Here is a 17,069-nt window from a genome sequence, read left to right as displayed (position 1 = left end):
CTCTGATTATTGTATAGGCGTTAAAGCTTTGGAATTCCTTGTTATTACAACATATTGGAAATAATCAAGTGTATGAGTATTTTGTTGTGGAGTGAAGCTTTCTCCAAACATTCTGGATTTTATGGAGATTAATTGATCAGCCTGTTGGTAAGGAGAATTCTTAGCATTGAGCTTGAATAGTGTTACAGAATTAGATGGAGAGAAGTCTTTAAAATCATTAATTCCTTTTACCAGCATGAATGGGCCGTCTGCATTGATCCAGTCTATTTTCTCATCTTCTGGAGTAGGGAACTGTGGATTTTTTGGAAGATACATCTCACTGTCCAGAGGGAAGCTTACAATGCTTGAGGTTTTAAAACCTGAGTTTTTAAGTCTTTCTGCGAAAGGTTTCTCATTCTTTTTTACTCCATGCTGTAAAACATGATAAAATCCGAAAAGTCCATAGAATTTCTCATGCTCAATGTTCAGTTTTTTTACGGCGTTTTTAAAATTTATAATCATGGCAGAATCCCTGGAGATTTTGCGGGAATTGTCATTGAAATCTGTATCAATTCCAATGACGGATATCTTTAAAGAATCTTTTAGGGTTTGGTTATAATCATAGATGGCATTCCATTTTTCCATCAATTCTTTACTGGATTGCTGTGGAATTCTCTTTTTTACGGCTAGTACCACTTCCTTAAGCAAATTTTGGTCTTTTGAACTTCCATGAAGGAACAGATTCAGCTTATGTGAATAAGTGCTGTCCATTTCAGCAATATAATATTTAACACCTGTTTTTTGGTTTAAAAATTTTAAAAAATCCAGATCCAGTTTTTGATTGTCTGCATATCCATGAATTTCACCCAAAAGGATAACCTGTGAATTATAAAAAGGAGCATCAAATAATTTACCGTCTATTTTATCATGAAGTGAAGTATGGTTATTTTTCAGATAGTCTGTCAATTCAGAATCTTTTCCGCCAATAAAGATTTTATTACTGATAAATACGTACAAAATAGAAATTAAAATGATGGCAAATACAGAGAATAAAAAGTATTTGAAGAATTTGAAAACTTTTTTCATGGGTTATTTTTAGACGAATATATTATAAAAAAGAGAATGAGAAGATATTTTATAGACCGAATGGTTGAATTTTATTTCTGAATGGTCATCTTGAAAAAAGCTTTGAAAAAGTTATCCACAATATCAGATTGTGAATTAGCCATGTTCTTAAATTTTCTCTTTTTTAAAGGTCAAAGATTCATACTTTATCTTTATAAATATTCCAGAAGTTAAAGTCTGTCATAGGAGCATCTGTAATTCCTACATTACGGCCCATTGTCACGATTTGTCCTCTGTGGTAAGTTCCGTGAAGAACTACATGTTGGATATATTCATATTTTGAAAAGTCACATTGAAACCATTGAGACTCTATCTTTACATTTTTAGATAAATCCTCTTCGGATAAGCTTTCCACATAATCTACCAGCTTTTGAGAGTTATTTTTTATGTTGTTGAAAACTTCTTCTTTACTGGTCTCAGCGGCTGTTTTGGCAAAATCGAAATCGTTGTTTTCAGAAATATGACTCCACCAATATTCCTGAGTCTGCCAGATATGATGCAGGGTTTTTAGAATCGTTGGAAAGCTGGAAATTACTTCTTGATTGAGTTGTTCATCAGATTTTGTGGATAACCAGTCAATGTATTTATTGACTACCCAATTGTTGTACTGAACGGTTTTGTTGATTAAAGTTTTTAAGCTCATCATATTAATATTTGGTGGTTTACAAATGAGAATCAAAGCCCAAAATGTCGATCATGGTTCTTGTTTTCAGGATTAATCAGGGCTTTATTACTGTAAGTTGCTGCTTCAAATTCACAGATACTCACAGACAGAAATGAAATGTCAGGAAGTAATTCCGTAAGCTGGGTACTTATTTGCTTTGAGAGATTAGTTTTTTGCTCAGTACTGCGCCCCTGCATAATGTATCCGAAGACATGCAGAAAGTTATTTTTATGTTCTCCCAGCCGATAGTATTGATAAGGCTGAAGCCTTACTTTAATGTCATTTATTGCAAATAAACCCGCTGATTCAGCTACACTGTATACAGCATCCATGATCTCATCCGGCGCTTTTTGTTGGAGAATATCCTGCGAGCATTCTATAATGAAATGAGGCATACGGAATATGTCGTGATATGATTTTTGTCATGTAAAAATAAGAAAAATTTGAATTGAATTTCAAATAAAAAACCGCTCAAAATAGAACGGTTTTTATACTATTAATTTTTACAAAGCAGATTTTTTAATACTGTATTGCGGTTTTATAGGATCAGACATATCCAATACAATATCATACTGGCCGTCTTCTGCTATCGGGAAATCATAGGCATTAAGGGCTATGGTTTTGCCATCGTTGTTGAGGCCAAGATTATATCCCCAATCATTATCAACTCTGAATTTTAAATTCCCTTTTTTCAAATGAAAGTTTTTAAGGAAATAAAGATTCGGATGATGAGAATCTACCTGTAATGGGGTATCTTTTCCATCCCATCCGCCTGGAGTTGCATTTCCGATGATTCCCCATAAATAATTGGCGTTCTTTTTTGTTCCTGTTTTTATAGTTCCATCACGAAACTTAACCACAAGAGCATTCATTTTTCCTGTTTGATCCGGTTTAAAGGTAAAAGTGAAATTTTCATCCAATTGAAATGATGTATTGCTGATAGGGAATAATGAACAGGTTGGATATCCCTTTTCCCTGAAAAGAACTTGTCCGTCCACAACTTTTACATAAAAATCAGTAGCCCCTGTAGAATAAATTCCTTCCAGTTTTTTGAGTTGTTTTGGATTAGTTTTTGCGACTGTAGGGATCTTATAAGGTTTATTGTATAATATGTTTTCAATCTTTGGAACAATATCATCTGTATGTGATAAATCAGAATTTGAGAATACAATAATACAAATGTCATCTTCCAGAACTCTGTAATATCTGCTTCGGTAGCCTGGTCCGCCACCATCATGTCCAATTCTTTTTTTTCCGTCAACGGTTAAGACAGTACTGCCCAATCCATAATGATCATTAAGATACGTGGTAAACATTTTTCCAATAGTTTCTTTTTTAAGGATAGTGTTGCTTTTAAAAGACTCATTGAATTTGAATAGATCCTCAACGGTAGAGTACATGGCCCCGGCAGCAAAAGGATGATCGGTTTTAAAACGTAAGGCTTCGTTGGAAGTATTATCTGATAAAAACTCATATCCGAAAGCTTTGTTTTCATCAGTGACATTGTTAAAATGAAAACCTGTGTGATTCATTTGCAAAGGCTTCAGGATGTAACTTTCGATAGCTTTATCATAATCCACTCCGGTCACTTTCTTGATGATATATCCTAGGATATAATAGCCAGAGTTTGAATAATCCCATTTTTTTCCTGGTGAAAAGTCTAATGGTTTTGTAGAAATGAATTTCATGAATGTTTCTTCATCCACTGTATTTTCTGATGCCGTATCATTGGGAATTCCGGAAGTATGGGAAAGAAGATTGGCTATCGTAATGCTATCTCCTTTCGGAAATTTTGGGTAATATTTTGAAAGCTTATCATTGAGAGATAGTTTTCCTTCTTCTTCCAGTTTCAGAATAACTGTTGCAGTAAACATTTTTGTGGTAGAGAAAATCCGATAGAGACTGTTATTAGTAGTTTTCTCTTTTTTGGGAGCATTTCTATAACCATAACTTTTTTCAAAAATAATTTTTCCTTTTTCAGCAACCAATAGAGTGCCACTGAATTGACCAGCCTGATCGTAAGCCGCTAATAATTGTTCCAGCTGTTTCGTTTTTTGTGAAAAAAGAGGATTCACTGCCAATAGTACCATAAGGCAGGTTAAAATAGTTCTCATGTAATTTTTATTATAAGACAATTGTTACTGAAGAGTTATTACATCTGGCAGTAAGAAATAAATAATTATTTTATTGTTGTTTGGGCTAATAATTCAAAGCACAGATGATCAACAGATTCATTGATTGAAGAAACATTGGAAAGAATAATGACGGCTGTTTGATTCTTCATATTAAGAGTCAATGAAGATGAATATCCACCCGTTCCACCGTTGTGAAAAAGGATTTCCTCATTGTTTTTGGTGGTAATAATATGCCAGCCTAAACCAATTTTAGTTTTATCATTCACTGTAAAGGTTGGCTTTCTGGTTAAAGCCAATTCTTTATTTTTAGGGTTAAATTGGGCACCTATAAATTTTACAAGGTCTTCGGTTGTGGATAAAATACCTCCGGCCCCGAAAAGCACATCCCAATCCCAGTTGGATACAAGATCTCCATTGATATTACGTCCTTTGATAAGTATATCATCTAAATGTTGAGAAGAGGTGAAAGATTGAGTCATTCCATATTGGTCAAAAATCGTTTTTTGCAGTAAGTTTTGAAATGTAGTTTTTTGTGACAATCCCAGCGTATATCCTAATAATCCTACGCCCAGATTAGAGTAAGAAAAACTTTTACCATCCTTATATTCAATGATCATTAAGCTTTTAAGATAATCCTCAAGGTCTTTTGTGTGATATGCCAAATAAGGATTCTTTACATCTGATAAATCCAGGTTTTGAGGTAAACGAGGAAGTCCGGAGGTATGATTGGCCAGATCTTCAAAGCTGATCTTTTTATTGCCTTTAAAGGGGAATGAATAATATGAATTGATATTATCCGTTAGTTTTATCTTGTGAGATTCTACCAGGGAAGCAAGAACGCTAGATGTAAATACTTTTGAAATGGAGCCGATTTCGAAAACCTTATTTTGATTTTCAACTGGCTTTATTGAGTCATGGTCTTTTATAACACCATAATAATCTGTTTTTCCATTTTGAATAACCGCAATAGAAAGTTGAGTTTTTTCAGGAAATTTGACTGCTGTGGAATAAATAGTTTCTGCTATTTCTTTTGGATAAGAGTTTAGGGCATTGATTATTTTAGCTGGATCTTCATAAGGCTTAATCAATAAACCATTGATTTTATTTTGAGAATTCAATGAAATATTAACCACCAGAATTCCTTTTTCAAATTGCGTTTTATAAACTGCATACGTTGATTGTTCATACCCTATGAATTCCGTACTTTTAACATTTCCGACCTGAGTTTTTAAGTCAGAGAAAAATTGTTTGTTTTTATCAATGGGTAATGATTGTTTCATTTCGGGGGAAAAGCTGTTGAAAATCTCATCATATTTTCCGGTATTGAAGTTCTTCCGAAACTGGTCGATGCTATGGCTGTAGTTTTCAGTCTGGGCGGTTAGGCTACTGCTCAATATGATTAAAATTAAGATGTAAAATAACTTTTTCATGGTAATCATTTTAGATTTCTAATATAAATTGATGTACAAAATAAATTATTATTAGATTCAATATTGATATAAGGTTTTTTGATTCAGGAAATTTAAATCCGAGCGAAGGACTTTATTAATAAGTGATTATTTTTGATCTCCTTTCTCTTTAATTTTGAATGTAACTGTTTTTCTGTAGGAAACGATATCATTAATTTCTAAAGCTTTTTTAGGATAAGCAAACCCATTTTTAATTTTGAAATAAGGAGAAGGATAATACATCTTCTGACATATTTTACCACAACTTCCCAATGCTATTTTTATTATACCATCTTTGTTGATATCGAATGTCTTCAATTGTTTATGGCCATTGAGGGAGGTTAATAAACCTACCCACTTGCCATCAATTTTATAAACCGGATCATAGATGTATTTCTGATGGAAAAAATCACCGTTTTTATTTTTAGAAATGTACAGGATTACATTTTCATATTCTTCAAAACCTGGGCGACCATAGTGATCATAGGCATTAAACTCAACAGTTTCTTTCGGAAGTTGGTTAATTAAATTTTTCAGCACAGAATATTTGCAATGAAATGCATTGTCCATTACATATGAGTGGTGTATAACAGTTAGCGTATCTGCTGTTTCCGAATCTACTTCCTTTGTTCTTTTTTCTCCTTGTTTTGTATTGGGATTAAATTCTTCAACGCTAATTTTTTTACCAATGAAAATATATAAATTTTCACTTTCCTTTATTTCCTGGGAAAAACTGAAAGTTGATATCATAATAAAAGCAGATAAAAGGATTTTAGTAGACATATGAAGAATATTTATATAGATTTTATCATTTTTTTTCTGATGAAAAGAATAGTAAATAATCCGATCATCCACCATATCGGAAACTTAAGATATACATATAAAACATTGAATGCTTCTACAAATTCAAATTTATTGTGAACGTTATTGAGTTCAATCTGACAGGACAGAACAGGAATTATGAGGAATAACAATATTCCCAAAATTACTTTAGTCATTGCATTCCATCTAAGTATTCTCTTTTCGAGTATCCAATAGATAATAAGGAACATTATGCTCAGAATTAGAAAATCAAAATAACTGAATAAAGAAAAAGGTTCTGCTGGCTGTCTAAAAATATTTTTCATGGCTTCATATTTTTTAATACCATACTTTTTTTATTTTATCAATGATCTCATCTGCTTTTTCTCTAGTGATCCAATCTACAATTCTTTTTTCACCATCCTTATTTACCAGTACAACAGAGTAGGTAGAGCCTGTCCATGAAAAATGATAACGAGTACCATTTTTATATTCTTCGATGGTAAGATCTTTTGTCTGGATATCTTTAATTTCCTGTTTTAGAAATGTTTTTGGACGTGTAAATAATTTGTTTTTATATTTTACTGTAATGAAATCTGTTTCAATACTAAGAATGGTCTTTCCGAAGGTATTCCAGAGCCAGAAATATAACAAAAGGGTAAAAAATCCTGCAAAAGGAATGACTTTAGTGATATAGCTGAATATAGATAAGAAATAACTTTCTTCAGCTGAAATCAAAGGAACTATAATTAAAATAATAAAAAGACATACTATTAATGCTAACCCCATAATAAAGGCTATCAACCAATTCGTTCTATTTTTTATTTTAATAATCTTTGACATTCTTTAATTTTTTTTCAAAATTGATGGAAATAAAAAAATAATACTGCTAAAAAGTTGTTACATTTTCTCAAAATATTTTCCCTTAAACTGATACCTGATCTTTTTATTGGTAACTTTAGAATCTGCCTGTATTAAAGGAATACTGATAATTTTATTTTTAGAATCATATTCAATCTCATAATCTCTGCCTTGATAGTTTCTGTTGGCTGAAGCTGTAAGATCTACTTCATAGCTTAGCTGATTTTTTATTCCGCTTTGAGTCTTGATGAGCTGAGCTTTATCATTCAGCTGCTGTTTATCAATAGAAAAGACTTTGATAACATGGTAGCTCATTGCGGAGCTTAGTATTGCTTTACTTTGAGTAAGATAATATTTTTTGTTCTCTGAAATAATATCATTGATCTGATAATAATAACATCCCGGATCACCTTCTCCCTGACTTTCTACAGCTTTAGAATATATTTTTTTATCAATGGTTTCGTATTGAAAGACATTCTTAAAGAAATGCATCGTTCCTCCTGTCCATGTATCCCATGAATATATCCGGAATTTGCCATCTTCTGAGGTCTTCACAATGAGCCCGTTTTTCTCCAGAGATTTAAAATCATGACTGATCGTCTGAGGTTGAGAAGAGGTATATCGTACTAATAATTTTTCAAACTTTGTGTTGGCAACAGCTAAAGAATCATAAGAATCTTTATGATCTCTGCCATCGGAAGACCAATAATTAATTTTTTGGAAGGCTTCATTCAGTTGTTTTTCAATAACGGACATATTTTGGCCGAACAAGAAATGAGTAGTGATACACAACACAAACCCCAATATTTTCTTTATTTTCATGGAATTAAATTTAGTTTGTTAAGAAGTAGTTTGATTTTCCATCAACTTAAATGCTAAAAAATAAAGTTGAAAAATTTTAATCCAATTTATTATTTTTTGCATTTTAGCTGAAATACATTTCCTTCAGGATCTATGCCATCACACAACCAAAAATCATAGTTTTCAAAAGTTTTAATGGCTCTCATTTCTATTCTTTTTGAGACCAATTCATTTCTTGCTGATTCAATATCTGTATCTACTTCAAAAACAAGTTTGGTATTGTTATCAAATTGGTAACCGGGTTCTATTTTTTCCAGATACTGATCGCCAATTTTATGAAGACCAATATTTACTGTCCCTGCGTTCATCAAAACCCAGCTGGAATCTTCTTCAATCATTTTTAAGTTAAAGTTTTCAACATAAAATTTTTTGAGTAAACTGATATTTTGTACATACAGGATGATGGAATCTAATTTTATATTCATAGCTAAAGAGCATGCTTTATTTGATAATTACAGGAGATGGATGATAAATAAGCTGTACCACACCGGATTTAAATATATTGGTCTTAACGAGCTTTAAATTTAATCTTTCTTTTAAATCTTCAAAAAGGGGTTTTCCACTTCCTAAAGCAACCGGATGTACAGAAATTCGGTAAACATCAATGAGATTATTTTGAATGAAAGTTTTGATAAGACTTGCTCCGCCATACAACCAGATATCTTTTCCGTCCTGTTTTTTTATCTCTGAAACTTTTTCCACAAGATCGGAGTGAATAAATGTTGCCTTTTCATCTTCACGGTTTTGACTTGAAAATACAAACTTCTTCTTTGCATGAATGGTTTTCCAGAATTCCAGTTCTTCCGGAGCTGCATTTTCATCAGGTCGGTAATTTCCCCATGCATCATAGCTTACTCTTCCATAGAAAATGGTGTCAATTCCAGATATAAAGCCATCAAAATTCATATCATCATCCATAATGCACCAGTCGATTTCTCCGTTGGGGCCTTCAATAAATCCGTCTAAGGTTGTTGCTAAATCAAGAATAATGCTTTTCATAATAATCGTCAGTAAGAAGTGTTGGGTGATTTTTCTGATACCAACGAAAGATAACATATTTTTACTTTTTAGAGAAACTGATTAATAGGTATTTTTATTGGGGTTCTGTAATTCCTATCATTACTCCAAAGTCTCCATCAACTTGCAGCCAGTTTTTCTCAGGAAGATACGCTCTGGAAACATAACCGTCGAGATATAATGCCTTTTTGCAGCCCATTTCCTTAAAAAATTGGGCAAGGGTATAGAAATTAATTTCTTTTTTAGACATGGCAAAAATAATTTCTCCGTTTTCCAGTATTCCAACGCCGTTTCTGATGTTCAGATTCTTAGAATCTTTTTGAAAGATGGGATTTGTTTTTCCATTAATCAACAATATCGGTCCGGATTGAGTGGCATATTTAATGGTGGGATTTTGTTTATATTTTTTAGTATCAACAATTCCCGGCTCATTGTTTTGGGTTATATAAAATATTCCATTAGGCTGAAGATAAAAGTTTCCGGAGCCTTGCAATGGGTCAATAGGTTTTAGAATTTTGAAATTCTCTATATAAAGTCCTTTTGGTGAATTATCAGGTTCAAACATTCCGCCATTCATGGCGAAAATTAATTTTTCATTGTTAGATTCCGCTTCATTTTTGAGATTGCCGATGCTTTTCAGTATTTCATTTTTACTGTTTTTCCAATACAATTTTACCGTTTGCTTTTTAGGATTCACCTGATACATGATAAAGTTGTTTTTATCCTGTATCTTTTCGCTACAGGAGATGATGAGAAAGAGTAGGAGGGCGAGCAGATAATTATATTGTTTTGGCATCGGATAATGAAGATACAACAGTTTTCTAATAGTTTGTAATGACAAAATCAGGGTTCGAAACTACAAAAAGATAGTTGTCAATATAGTCTTCATTGGGTGGAAGCTCATATTTCTTTTTCAGCTGAGCAATCTCCTTTTTTGACATTCCACGGGTATTTTTTCTTGATAGATCCCATTCTTTACTTGTATTCCAGTCTTCATAATAGTTTTTTACTTCAGTTTTATATTCTTCAGTTTTTTTGAAATCCATAAATTGTCTGACTTTAAAGTCCATAAAACCATCTTTATCCAATTCTTTTTCTTTTATAATATTATCATTCTGAATCGTTATAAGATGATATTTATCATATAGTGAAGCATATCCAAAATTAGCAGCCTCAAGCATTTTGCCTATTGGAATGATTAATATTCCGGTATAATTAAGGACTATTTTCCTATCACCAAATGTTTTTTTAAAAACAGAAATATATTCATATTCATCAGAGGTCGGATTTTGAATCTTAATATCAACAAGACTTAAAAGATTGTTTTCAATTTTAAATGTCGCAATGTAACCACGATGGTTGGATGTTGAACCAATAAAAATCGTTTCTTCTTTACCCTCTTTTTTAATGGTGTTTTTAGATCCATAAATAGGATGGTGCTCAGGATGGTCTGTAAAATATTTCTCTAGTGGGTTATTGAGTAATTTATATTCTTTATTGTTGATGATGATCCTGTCCGGTTCCTGACCTGTAGCTAGAATTTTTATGACTGAAAAAGTAAAAAATAAGATAAATAATTTGAACTTCATTTTAGATTATTGAATGGAATTAGGATTTTTGAGTGTAGCCATATTGTATGGCAGCTTTAAGAGCCTCAATGTTGATATTTTTCAATGTTTTAAACTTAATACAATATCCGGTTATGATGACTTTTCCTATTCCTTCTCCAAAGGTTCTGGCTAAATAAGTTTTATCATCTATTCCCATAATATAAACAGATATTCCGGTGGTATTGGCGCTCATTCCGATCTGGTAAAATTCTTTGCTTTTTCCATCGGCATATTGCATGATCTGAGACCCGTAGCCTATATTGGGGTTAGCAACCGTTTTACCTTCATCGTTTTTACCGTCCAGAAACCATAATTTACGATTCGGCATAAGTTCGAGCATGATGTGGTGAAGTTCCCACATCTCGGAACGTTTGGGTTCAGATTGTGCCGCAATATATTTTTTGATCTGTTCCTGGATGTTCATGTCTTATTTTATTTGGAATTGGCAAAAAAAGTTTCAATAGGTGATTGCTGTTGGTTAATGATCAAAAGCTGGCTTTTGTCATCCAAAAGAATCTTGTACTGAAATTCTTTGTCAGGATTAAAGCTCCACTGGTTCAATTCTTTGAATTGGCTTTTAACGAGGTTAAGTTTTTCGTTATGGTTTTGGGAGATAATAATGATTTTTGTTAGAGGAGTTTTCTTCATTTTTTCAAGACTGAGCATGGTAATTTGTGTTTCAGATTCCTCACTTGAACGCATAGGATACATTTGACCTATCTTATTAAAATCTTTTTTATTCTCAGACAGGATATATCTGTATGTCATAATATGGTCAAGTTCGTTGATCCATCCAGGAAAGTTTTCCTCATAAATCCTGATATAAGTATTAATAAAATTTTTATCAATAGGTTTTTTCTGAGCGATATATTCCTTTACTGTCGGATATATTTTCTTTGCCATCAGATTAACGTATTGGCTGTAATACCAGTCATTGGTGTCTGTTTTCCCATTAAGGCTTTCATAGACGTATCCATTTCCCATAGCGGTTGCCAGTGCTTCATTCATTAATTGATAGGCATAGTTGCTGTATTTCGATGGATTGTCCTTAAAGTTTTTTGCAATCTCTTTTTTCACAGCAAGAGACTGTTCATCATTAAGGATGTGGTAGGTTTCATGCAGCATAACACTGAAAAAGCCTGTGTAATCTTTTAAATTGGTTTGAACGGCACTTATAAAGTTATTGTAAAAAGCCTGGGCTGTAAACCCCATTGAATTGGGCAAAGGATACATTGCGATTTCAAAAGGGATCGAAACATCCCAGGTTGAGTTATAGAACAATAAACCTGTCTGAAAATAATATTCCATGTTTTTCTCCCTGGAGTACATGCTGATTTTCTTTAGTTGTGGTTCAAACTGATCTTTATTAGGAATATAAATAAGCTCATTGTAAATTGGGGTAAATGCTGAAATAATTTCAGAGATACTCTGCAAAGTTACATTAGGCAGGATTCCGATAGAACGAAGCTTAAAATCATTTAAATTATTTGTTTCAATCAGATTCTTTTTCAGAATGTCTCTGGACTGCATGGGTATTTTTGAACCATAAGGATATTCATCAAATGAATAACTGTAATCGATTGGCAGTCGCTCGAACTTTACAATAAGATCCTTGTACTTTTGAGTATTATACTTTGATTGAGTGAATGCGGTCTTAAATACATTTTCCGGATAATGATCGGAAAGGTTCTGTATAAAAACAAAGACGGCCAACTGCTCAGAATACTTAATATTGAAGCTGATTTTCTGCCCGAATGCCCAAAAGGACAACAAAAAAAATAATGCGAAAAAACTTTGTTTCATAGTGTTGTTATCGTTTATGTTTCAGCTTCTATTTTAAGGGTAAAAAATAACAGCTGCTAATCCAATAAATTATTTTCGTGTAAGCTGTCAAAAATTATTTGATCTACTTCTGATATTTTATCTTTGTCTGAATAATGAAGCCATTTCATTTCTTCAATTTCAGAGTTGGTTTTTAGCTCCCCGGAATATTCTCCGGAATAACAGGTCATTTTTACAAGGATACCTTCAGCATGTCCATGGGCCTGAGCCTCAAAAGTTCCGATATAGTGAAGTGTTTTAGGATCAATGGTAACGCTTAATTCTTCACTTATTTCACGAATCAGAGCCTGTTCATCTGTTTCTCCGGATTCTCTTTTTCCACCAGGAATATAATATTTGTCTTTTCCGTAGCTTTTTGTGGACAAAATGGATTTGTTTTTTAATTCGATCCAGGCTAGTTTGTCAATGATTTTGTGTTCCATTGTTATTTTTTAGAGTATTATATTTTTTATTTTTTTAAAATTACTGTAATCGCATCAGAAATTTCAAATAGTTTTCCGTTGTAATTATTGCCCAGTAAGATAATGGTTAGTTTTTCATTCAGATCAGAAACCAAAAGGGCTTCATAGTTTCCGGCTCTTCCATCATGAGAGTGAGTAACTAATTTTTTGTTTTTAAATTTGGCTTCGCCCAAAGAGGACTGAGTATCCGGTAAATCAAACTGCTGTCCCAATTCAAACAATGAATTTTCATTAATGACTTTATTGGAATAGAGGCAATCTGACCATTTTAGCAAATCAGTGGTAGGTAAGAAAGTTCCACCCACCAAAAAATCAGGTTTATCTTCTGTTAATTTGTTATTAAATCCTTTTGCAATCAATTTTTCATCAACAATAGGCGTAATTTCAGACGAATTCATTTTACATGGCTGGAAAATATTTTTACTTACATACTTTTTGTAAGGCATTCCGGTAATTTTTTCAACTATAAACTGTCTTAGAAAAACATTGTTCATGTTGTAATCGTATTGAGTTCCCGGCACAAAATCAAGTTTGTCGATTAATTTTAAATCATCGAAAATATCTTTATTACTTTTAATTTTTTTCCAATTTACATTGGGCAGTCCGCTTGTGTATTGTAATAAATCCTTTATAGTGACTTCATTGGCCCATTTGGGTAATTCCGGAATGTGTTGGGAGATATGATCTTCTATTTTCAATTTGCCCTTTTCCTGTAACTGTAATAATGCAACACCGCTGAATTCTTTGGTAATAGAACCGATATTAAACCTGTAATCAGTGGTTAGTTTCTTTGTTTTTGCAGCATCTGTAAAGCCAAAGGAAGCGTTGTAAATGATCTTATTATTCTTTGAAACCAAAACATTTCCGTTAAAAGTCCCATTTTGACTGAACTGCTTCATTAAAGAATCAATTTGAGCTGCCTTTTTTGTCTGGGCAAATGCAGAGCAACTTAGGAGCAGGAGTGTGGTGAAAAATAAAAAGAATTGTTTATGGTAATGCATGGTTATTGTATGTCAGAGAAATTAAAATAAAGGTTCTCCGTTAAGATCCGTTGTCAGCACTTCACTCATATAATCAAAAAAGGGACGCATAGCCAGGAGGGTCAACACTACTTCTTTTTGAAAATTATCAGATAAAACTTCTTTATCGGTAAATTTTCGCATAACGATGTATTGTTTTTTTCTGATAAGGTCTATAGCCGGATGATTTTTATCAAAGCCTCGTGGAGCTGTTTTTACAGCATCCCCTTTGAGTTCTCCAAAATATTTTACAAACGTTTCATCAGCGGTAATCTTTTCGATTTCCCTAGTACTGATTTCAAATTCTTTGCGGATACGAAGTAAATCCTTGGCATCAGGTCCCCAAAAACCACCGCCTACAAAACTGTTACCGGGTTCCAACTGAATATAATATCCGCCTCTTAGCATGGGCTTTGAACGGGAAAATCCAACTCCAAAATTGTTTTTGTAAGGAGTCTGATCTTTAGAAAAACGAACATCTCTGTAAATCCTGAAAATATGAATGCCTTTTAAATTATCATATTCCTGAAGTTCAGTATATACCTGATTGAAAAAAACTTTGTTTTCTTTTACGATCAAATCATATTCAGATTTGTGCTGTGCAAACCATTCCCGGTTGTTGTTTTTTTCTAATTGTTTAAGAAATTCAAATGCTTTTTTCATATAGATGTTTGAAGTTATTGATCTGTAGAATAAATGTAAATCAATATAAATGTATGTTTGTTCTGACTCGGGATTGATATTTGAACGCTTGTGATTATATCATCACCCTGATCTTCTGCAAAACCCCCTTCTCATTTTTATAAGTAAAAATGTAAGTCCCCCGTTGTACTTTTGTTAAGTCTATATTTCTATTATAATAGGCAAACCCTTTCCCGATTTGCTTTCCGTTCATTGTAAAAATGGTATATTCAAATTGATTGCTATTGTTTTTATTACTGATGACAAAGCCGTCTCTATGAACATTGGTAAACACCCTTGTTTTAGTTTCATAATCTTCAGTGATTACGTTTGAAGAGATTGCACTTTCATTAATATCTGCAACCTGGGTGCTTTTAATAGATGAGTTGGCAACAGAAGTGGTGCTTCCACCCATGATGTATAATTTATTATTATATACCTCCACCGTTGAGTGCCTTCTGGGAATCATATTGGAAGATAACTCATGCAATTCATTGGTCGTAGTATCAAAATAGGCTAAAAAAGTTTGATTATCATAACCACCTACCACAAAAATCTTATTATCGGATACAGCTAATGAATGCCCGGATACACCGGCTGGCATAGTATATTGATCGGTCCAAAGATTAGTTTTAAGGTCGTAAACATTGATCAGGTTAGAGGAAGTTCCGTTAAAACCACCAATGACATAGAGTTTATCATTAACAATTTTGCCTTTTGTTTCTTTAGCTGTAGGCATGTCCGGTAATGAATTCCATGTATTTGAAGCAATATCATAATACTGAAAATGATTAGAAAATACAGTGTTTGCAGCTCCGTTTAATCCACTGCCTCCAAACACATAGATTTTACCATTGTATATTGCAGAACCAGAATTTCCTGCATAAAAAGGATTAACTGCTCCATGTGTTGTAGTGTTGGTGCTAAGATCTAAAATTTCAAGTTGACTATTTCCTACGCCGTTAAAAATATAAATTTTATTGTTGTACGTTTCTGAATTGGCAAATCTTTTGGGAACCAGAGTAGCATTGAGAATACTCCATTTATTATCTATAATATTATATTTCTCAATATAATTAGTATTTCCTTCGATGGTATAGCCATTGGTCACATACATGTTGTCATTTACGATTACACTTGTTATGGCGCCTCTGCCTGCAGACATATCTGCCAGCTTTTGAAAGTGAAGGTTTTGGGCATGGGCTAAGAATGAACCCAAAAGAGAAAGGAAAAATAATTTTGTTTTCAATGGTGTTAAGATTTAGTGTTTGGTTTTGATAGATGTTATAGAAGCGATTCGGGGATTGTTTTTTAATGCCGAATTGTAATAAAACATCGTTTTTCAAAGATAGGGAAAAGTTTAATATTTTTTCGTTTTGCCTTGAGTGAGATTAAATAATAATGTGATTAAATTCAAAAAATAAAAACCGCTCTGAGAACAGAACGGCTATGTATGAAAGCTATTTTTCAGCCATTATTTTATCTTTTTCCTTTTGGAATTCTTCTTCAGACAGGACGCCGGACTCTTTCAATTCTTTAATTTTCTTCAGTCTGTCATATTTCGTTTCCGAATTCGGACGCTGAGATTTTTCTTTAGGTAAAAAATCATCCGGAACAATCAGCTCACCTGATCTGATGGCGTTTTCAAGATCTATTTCATAATTCATAAGACCGCTCCCGATTTTAGCATAATACACAAAACCATTTTTTTTGTTCCCTCTCGACATTATTTTTTTAACCTTGAATGACAGCCCGGAGTTGCTTCTTTTAAAAGAATTTGCCTGATTGGCCAGTCCCTGATATCCTGTAGTTGAAGAATAATTGAATAGGGAAGAGGCATTGGTCCTGATAAATTTAAAATCGCCATCATTCATAGAGCCTGTCCCGATTTTCAGGTCTAAACCTTCATACACCTTAAAACCTGTTGAGGTAGTAAGGGTATCATTTTCAAATGTTGGAGTGTTTTGCGAGTAAGAACTTCCAAAAATAAGCATGGTAAAGAATAAGACTAGTCTTTTCATTGTTTTATTTTTAATAATCAAAATTGAAAGTCAAAAATAAAACATGGGGCAGAGCTTACCTTACGGGAATCCTTATCTATAAGCGATTTACCTCAATACAAAATATCTGCATCCGCATGGATAAGAGCTATAGTATCAGAAAAAGTATCTGCTATCCATTCATGTGTTTCACCACTATTTTTAAATACTCCATCTTTTCCTTTCACAAAACCGATCTGAATGGCATTGATCAGATAGTCTGCAAATACAATGAAACTTTTATCACTTTCGTTGTCGTATTCCTCCAGAGTTCTTGCTAGTGGCCAGACGGAAAACATGTTCTTTGTCCAATCCCAATCTATGAAGCCGTCATGTTTTAGATAAAATTCTTTAAAATCATCAGGAAACTGAAAGCCTATAATCTCTTCGTTTGTTTTAATTGAGTGTATTGTTGCTGGAGGACTGAGCCTGATATTTTCGCTTGCCCAATTTTTTATAATGGTTTCGGTCAGATTTGTTATCATTTTATAGGAATTATGATAAAATATAATGATATTTCAAGATT

21 protein-coding genes are annotated in these 17,069 nt (G+C 33.0%); all 21 read right to left on the bottom strand.

The genetic code is table 11. From position 1 onward, the window contains the following. Window positions 1–6 precede the first annotated feature (6 nt). Window positions 7–1,065 (bottom strand): alkaline phosphatase family protein, encoded by a 1,059-nt coding sequence (locus EL260_RS22620; RefSeq protein ID WP_123857748.1) that lies wholly within the window; start codon window positions 1,063–1,065, stop codon window positions 7–9. A 178-nt stretch (window positions 1,066–1,243) separates the two neighbouring features. Next, on the bottom strand, window positions 1,244–1,747 hold the full coding sequence (locus EL260_RS22615) for a DinB family protein (protein WP_123860606.1): 504 nt from the start codon (window positions 1,745–1,747) through the stop codon (window positions 1,244–1,246). A gap of 32 nt (window positions 1,748–1,779) precedes the next feature. Continuing rightward, on the bottom strand, window positions 1,780–2,163 hold the full coding sequence (locus EL260_RS22610) for a 5-carboxymethyl-2-hydroxymuconate Delta-isomerase (protein ID WP_123857747.1): 384 nt from the start codon (window positions 2,161–2,163) through the stop codon (window positions 1,780–1,782). A 108-nt stretch (window positions 2,164–2,271) separates the two neighbouring features. Beyond that, a complete protein-coding gene (locus EL260_RS22605) occupies window positions 2,272–3,882 on the bottom strand; it encodes a serine hydrolase (RefSeq protein ID WP_123857746.1) in 1,611 nt (536 codons plus the stop codon). Window positions 3,883–3,947: 65 nt separating this feature from the next. Next, the gene (locus EL260_RS22600) at window positions 3,948–5,333 is read right to left on the bottom strand and encodes a serine hydrolase (protein WP_123857745.1); all 1,386 of its coding nucleotides are present in this window, start codon (window positions 5,331–5,333) and stop codon (window positions 3,948–3,950) included. Window positions 5,334–5,459: 126 nt separating this feature from the next. Then, window positions 5,460–6,134 (bottom strand): hypothetical protein, encoded by a 675-nt coding sequence (locus EL260_RS22595; RefSeq protein ID WP_123857744.1) that lies wholly within the window; start codon window positions 6,132–6,134, stop codon window positions 5,460–5,462. An 11-nt stretch (window positions 6,135–6,145) separates the two neighbouring features. Next, window positions 6,146–6,478 carry a hypothetical protein gene (locus EL260_RS22590; protein ID WP_123857743.1) on the bottom strand — a complete coding sequence of 111 codons (333 nt, stop codon included), beginning with the start codon at window positions 6,476–6,478 and terminating at the stop codon, window positions 6,146–6,148. Between the two features lie 13 nt (window positions 6,479–6,491). After that, window positions 6,492–6,995, bottom strand: a complete 504-nt coding sequence (locus tag EL260_RS22585; protein ID WP_123857742.1) for a hypothetical protein — start codon at window positions 6,993–6,995, stop codon at window positions 6,492–6,494. A 57-nt stretch (window positions 6,996–7,052) separates the two neighbouring features. Continuing rightward, window positions 7,053–7,835 (bottom strand): helix-turn-helix domain-containing protein, encoded by a 783-nt coding sequence (locus EL260_RS22580; RefSeq protein WP_123857741.1) that lies wholly within the window; start codon window positions 7,833–7,835, stop codon window positions 7,053–7,055. 89 nt (window positions 7,836–7,924) lie between these two features. Next, window positions 7,925–8,299 (bottom strand): VOC family protein, encoded by a 375-nt coding sequence (locus tag EL260_RS22575; protein ID WP_123857740.1) that lies wholly within the window; start codon window positions 8,297–8,299, stop codon window positions 7,925–7,927. A gap of 16 nt (window positions 8,300–8,315) precedes the next feature. After that, window positions 8,316–8,930 (bottom strand): dihydrofolate reductase family protein, encoded by a 615-nt coding sequence (locus EL260_RS22570; RefSeq protein WP_228445576.1) that lies wholly within the window; start codon window positions 8,928–8,930, stop codon window positions 8,316–8,318. A gap of 37 nt (window positions 8,931–8,967) precedes the next feature. Then, on the bottom strand, window positions 8,968–9,732 hold the full coding sequence (locus EL260_RS22565; RefSeq protein ID WP_228445574.1) for a phosphodiester glycosidase family protein: 765 nt from the start codon (window positions 9,730–9,732) through the stop codon (window positions 8,968–8,970). Next, the gene (locus tag EL260_RS22560; protein WP_123857739.1) at window positions 9,713–10,480 is read right to left on the bottom strand and encodes a hypothetical protein; all 768 of its coding nucleotides are present in this window, start codon (window positions 10,478–10,480) and stop codon (window positions 9,713–9,715) included. Before EL260_RS22560 ends, EL260_RS22565 begins: the two co-directional genes overlap by 20 nt. Window positions 10,481–10,499: 19 nt before the next feature. Next, complete coding sequence (locus EL260_RS22555) at window positions 10,500–10,925, bottom strand: DUF1801 domain-containing protein (protein WP_123857738.1); 426 nt, start codon at window positions 10,923–10,925, stop codon at window positions 10,500–10,502. Between the two features lie 8 nt (window positions 10,926–10,933). Next, entirely contained in the window at window positions 10,934–12,304 is a 1,371-nt protein-coding gene (locus EL260_RS22550) for a hypothetical protein (protein ID WP_123857737.1), read from the bottom strand. Window positions 12,305–12,360: 56 nt separating this feature from the next. After that, window positions 12,361–12,765: an NUDIX hydrolase gene (locus EL260_RS22545; protein ID WP_123857736.1), complete on the bottom strand. Its 405-nt coding sequence runs from the start codon at window positions 12,763–12,765 to the stop codon at window positions 12,361–12,363. Between the two features lie 26 nt (window positions 12,766–12,791). Continuing rightward, the gene (locus EL260_RS22540) at window positions 12,792–13,703 is read right to left on the bottom strand and encodes a serine hydrolase domain-containing protein (protein ID WP_228445572.1); all 912 of its coding nucleotides are present in this window, start codon (window positions 13,701–13,703) and stop codon (window positions 12,792–12,794) included. Between the two features lie 123 nt (window positions 13,704–13,826). Then, on the bottom strand, window positions 13,827–14,486 hold the full coding sequence (locus tag EL260_RS22535; protein WP_123857734.1) for a DUF2461 domain-containing protein: 660 nt from the start codon (window positions 14,484–14,486) through the stop codon (window positions 13,827–13,829). A 94-nt stretch (window positions 14,487–14,580) separates the two neighbouring features. Next, window positions 14,581–15,753, bottom strand: a complete 1,173-nt coding sequence (locus EL260_RS22530; protein WP_123857733.1) for a T9SS C-terminal target domain-containing protein — start codon at window positions 15,751–15,753, stop codon at window positions 14,581–14,583. A 211-nt stretch (window positions 15,754–15,964) separates the two neighbouring features. Further along, window positions 15,965–16,525: an SHOCT domain-containing protein gene (locus EL260_RS22525; RefSeq protein ID WP_123857732.1), complete on the bottom strand. Its 561-nt coding sequence runs from the start codon at window positions 16,523–16,525 to the stop codon at window positions 15,965–15,967. A 92-nt stretch (window positions 16,526–16,617) separates the two neighbouring features. After that, on the bottom strand, window positions 16,618–17,028 hold the full coding sequence (locus EL260_RS22520; RefSeq protein ID WP_123857731.1) for an SMI1/KNR4 family protein: 411 nt from the start codon (window positions 17,026–17,028) through the stop codon (window positions 16,618–16,620). Window positions 17,029–17,069: the final 41 nt, after the last annotated feature.

The sequence above is a fragment of the Chryseobacterium nakagawai genome (assembly GCF_900637665.1).
Classification (GTDB): Bacteria; Bacteroidota; Bacteroidia; order Flavobacteriales; family Weeksellaceae; genus Chryseobacterium; species Chryseobacterium nakagawai.
This window is presented reverse-complemented; position numbering and strand designations above follow the sequence as displayed.

What these genes read in the sequence shown, in the direction of transcription:
- EL260_RS22620 (WP_123857748.1), bottom strand. Translation starts at nt 1,065, where the DNA reads ATGAAAAAAGTTTTCAAATTCTTCAAATACTTTTTATTCTCTGTATTT.
- EL260_RS22615 (WP_123860606.1), bottom strand. Translation starts at nt 1,747, where the DNA reads ATGAGCTTAAAAACTTTAATCAACAAAACCGTTCAGTACAACAATTGG.
- EL260_RS22610 (WP_123857747.1), bottom strand. Translation starts at nt 2,163, where the DNA reads ATGCCTCATTTCATTATAGAATGCTCGCAGGATATTCTCCAACAAAAA.
- EL260_RS22605 (WP_123857746.1), bottom strand. Translation starts at nt 3,882, where the DNA reads ATGAGAACTATTTTAACCTGCCTTATGGTACTATTGGCAGTGAATCCT.
- EL260_RS22600 (WP_123857745.1), bottom strand. Translation starts at nt 5,333, where the DNA reads ATGAAAAAGTTATTTTACATCTTAATTTTAATCATATTGAGCAGTAGC.
- EL260_RS22595 (WP_123857744.1), bottom strand. Translation starts at nt 6,134, where the DNA reads ATGTCTACTAAAATCCTTTTATCTGCTTTTATTATGATATCAACTTTC.
- EL260_RS22590 (WP_123857743.1), bottom strand. Translation starts at nt 6,478, where the DNA reads ATGAAAAATATTTTTAGACAGCCAGCAGAACCTTTTTCTTTATTCAGT.
- EL260_RS22585 (WP_123857742.1), bottom strand. Translation starts at nt 6,995, where the DNA reads ATGTCAAAGATTATTAAAATAAAAAATAGAACGAATTGGTTGATAGCC.
- EL260_RS22580 (WP_123857741.1), bottom strand. Translation starts at nt 7,835, where the DNA reads ATGAAAATAAAGAAAATATTGGGGTTTGTGTTGTGTATCACTACTCAT.
- EL260_RS22575 (WP_123857740.1), bottom strand. Translation starts at nt 8,299, where the DNA reads ATGAATATAAAATTAGATTCCATCATCCTGTATGTACAAAATATCAGT.
- EL260_RS22570 (WP_228445576.1), bottom strand. Translation starts at nt 8,930, where the DNA reads ATGTTATCTTTCGTTGGTATCAGAAAAATCACCCAACACTTCTTACTG.
- EL260_RS22560 (WP_123857739.1), bottom strand. Translation starts at nt 10,480, where the DNA reads ATGAAGTTCAAATTATTTATCTTATTTTTTACTTTTTCAGTCATAAAA.
- EL260_RS22555 (WP_123857738.1), bottom strand. Translation starts at nt 10,925, where the DNA reads ATGAACATCCAGGAACAGATCAAAAAATATATTGCGGCACAATCTGAA.
- EL260_RS22550 (WP_123857737.1), bottom strand. Translation starts at nt 12,304, where the DNA reads ATGAAACAAAGTTTTTTCGCATTATTTTTTTTGTTGTCCTTTTGGGCA.
- EL260_RS22545 (WP_123857736.1), bottom strand. Translation starts at nt 12,765, where the DNA reads ATGGAACACAAAATCATTGACAAACTAGCCTGGATCGAATTAAAAAAC.
- EL260_RS22540 (WP_228445572.1), bottom strand. Translation starts at nt 13,703, where the DNA reads ATGAAGCAGTTCAGTCAAAATGGGACTTTTAACGGAAATGTTTTGGTT.
- EL260_RS22535 (WP_123857734.1), bottom strand. Translation starts at nt 14,486, where the DNA reads ATGAAAAAAGCATTTGAATTTCTTAAACAATTAGAAAAAAACAACAAC.
- EL260_RS22525 (WP_123857732.1), bottom strand. Translation starts at nt 16,525, where the DNA reads ATGAAAAGACTAGTCTTATTCTTTACCATGCTTATTTTTGGAAGTTCT.
- EL260_RS22520 (WP_123857731.1), bottom strand. Translation starts at nt 17,028, where the DNA reads ATGATAACAAATCTGACCGAAACCATTATAAAAAATTGGGCAAGCGAA.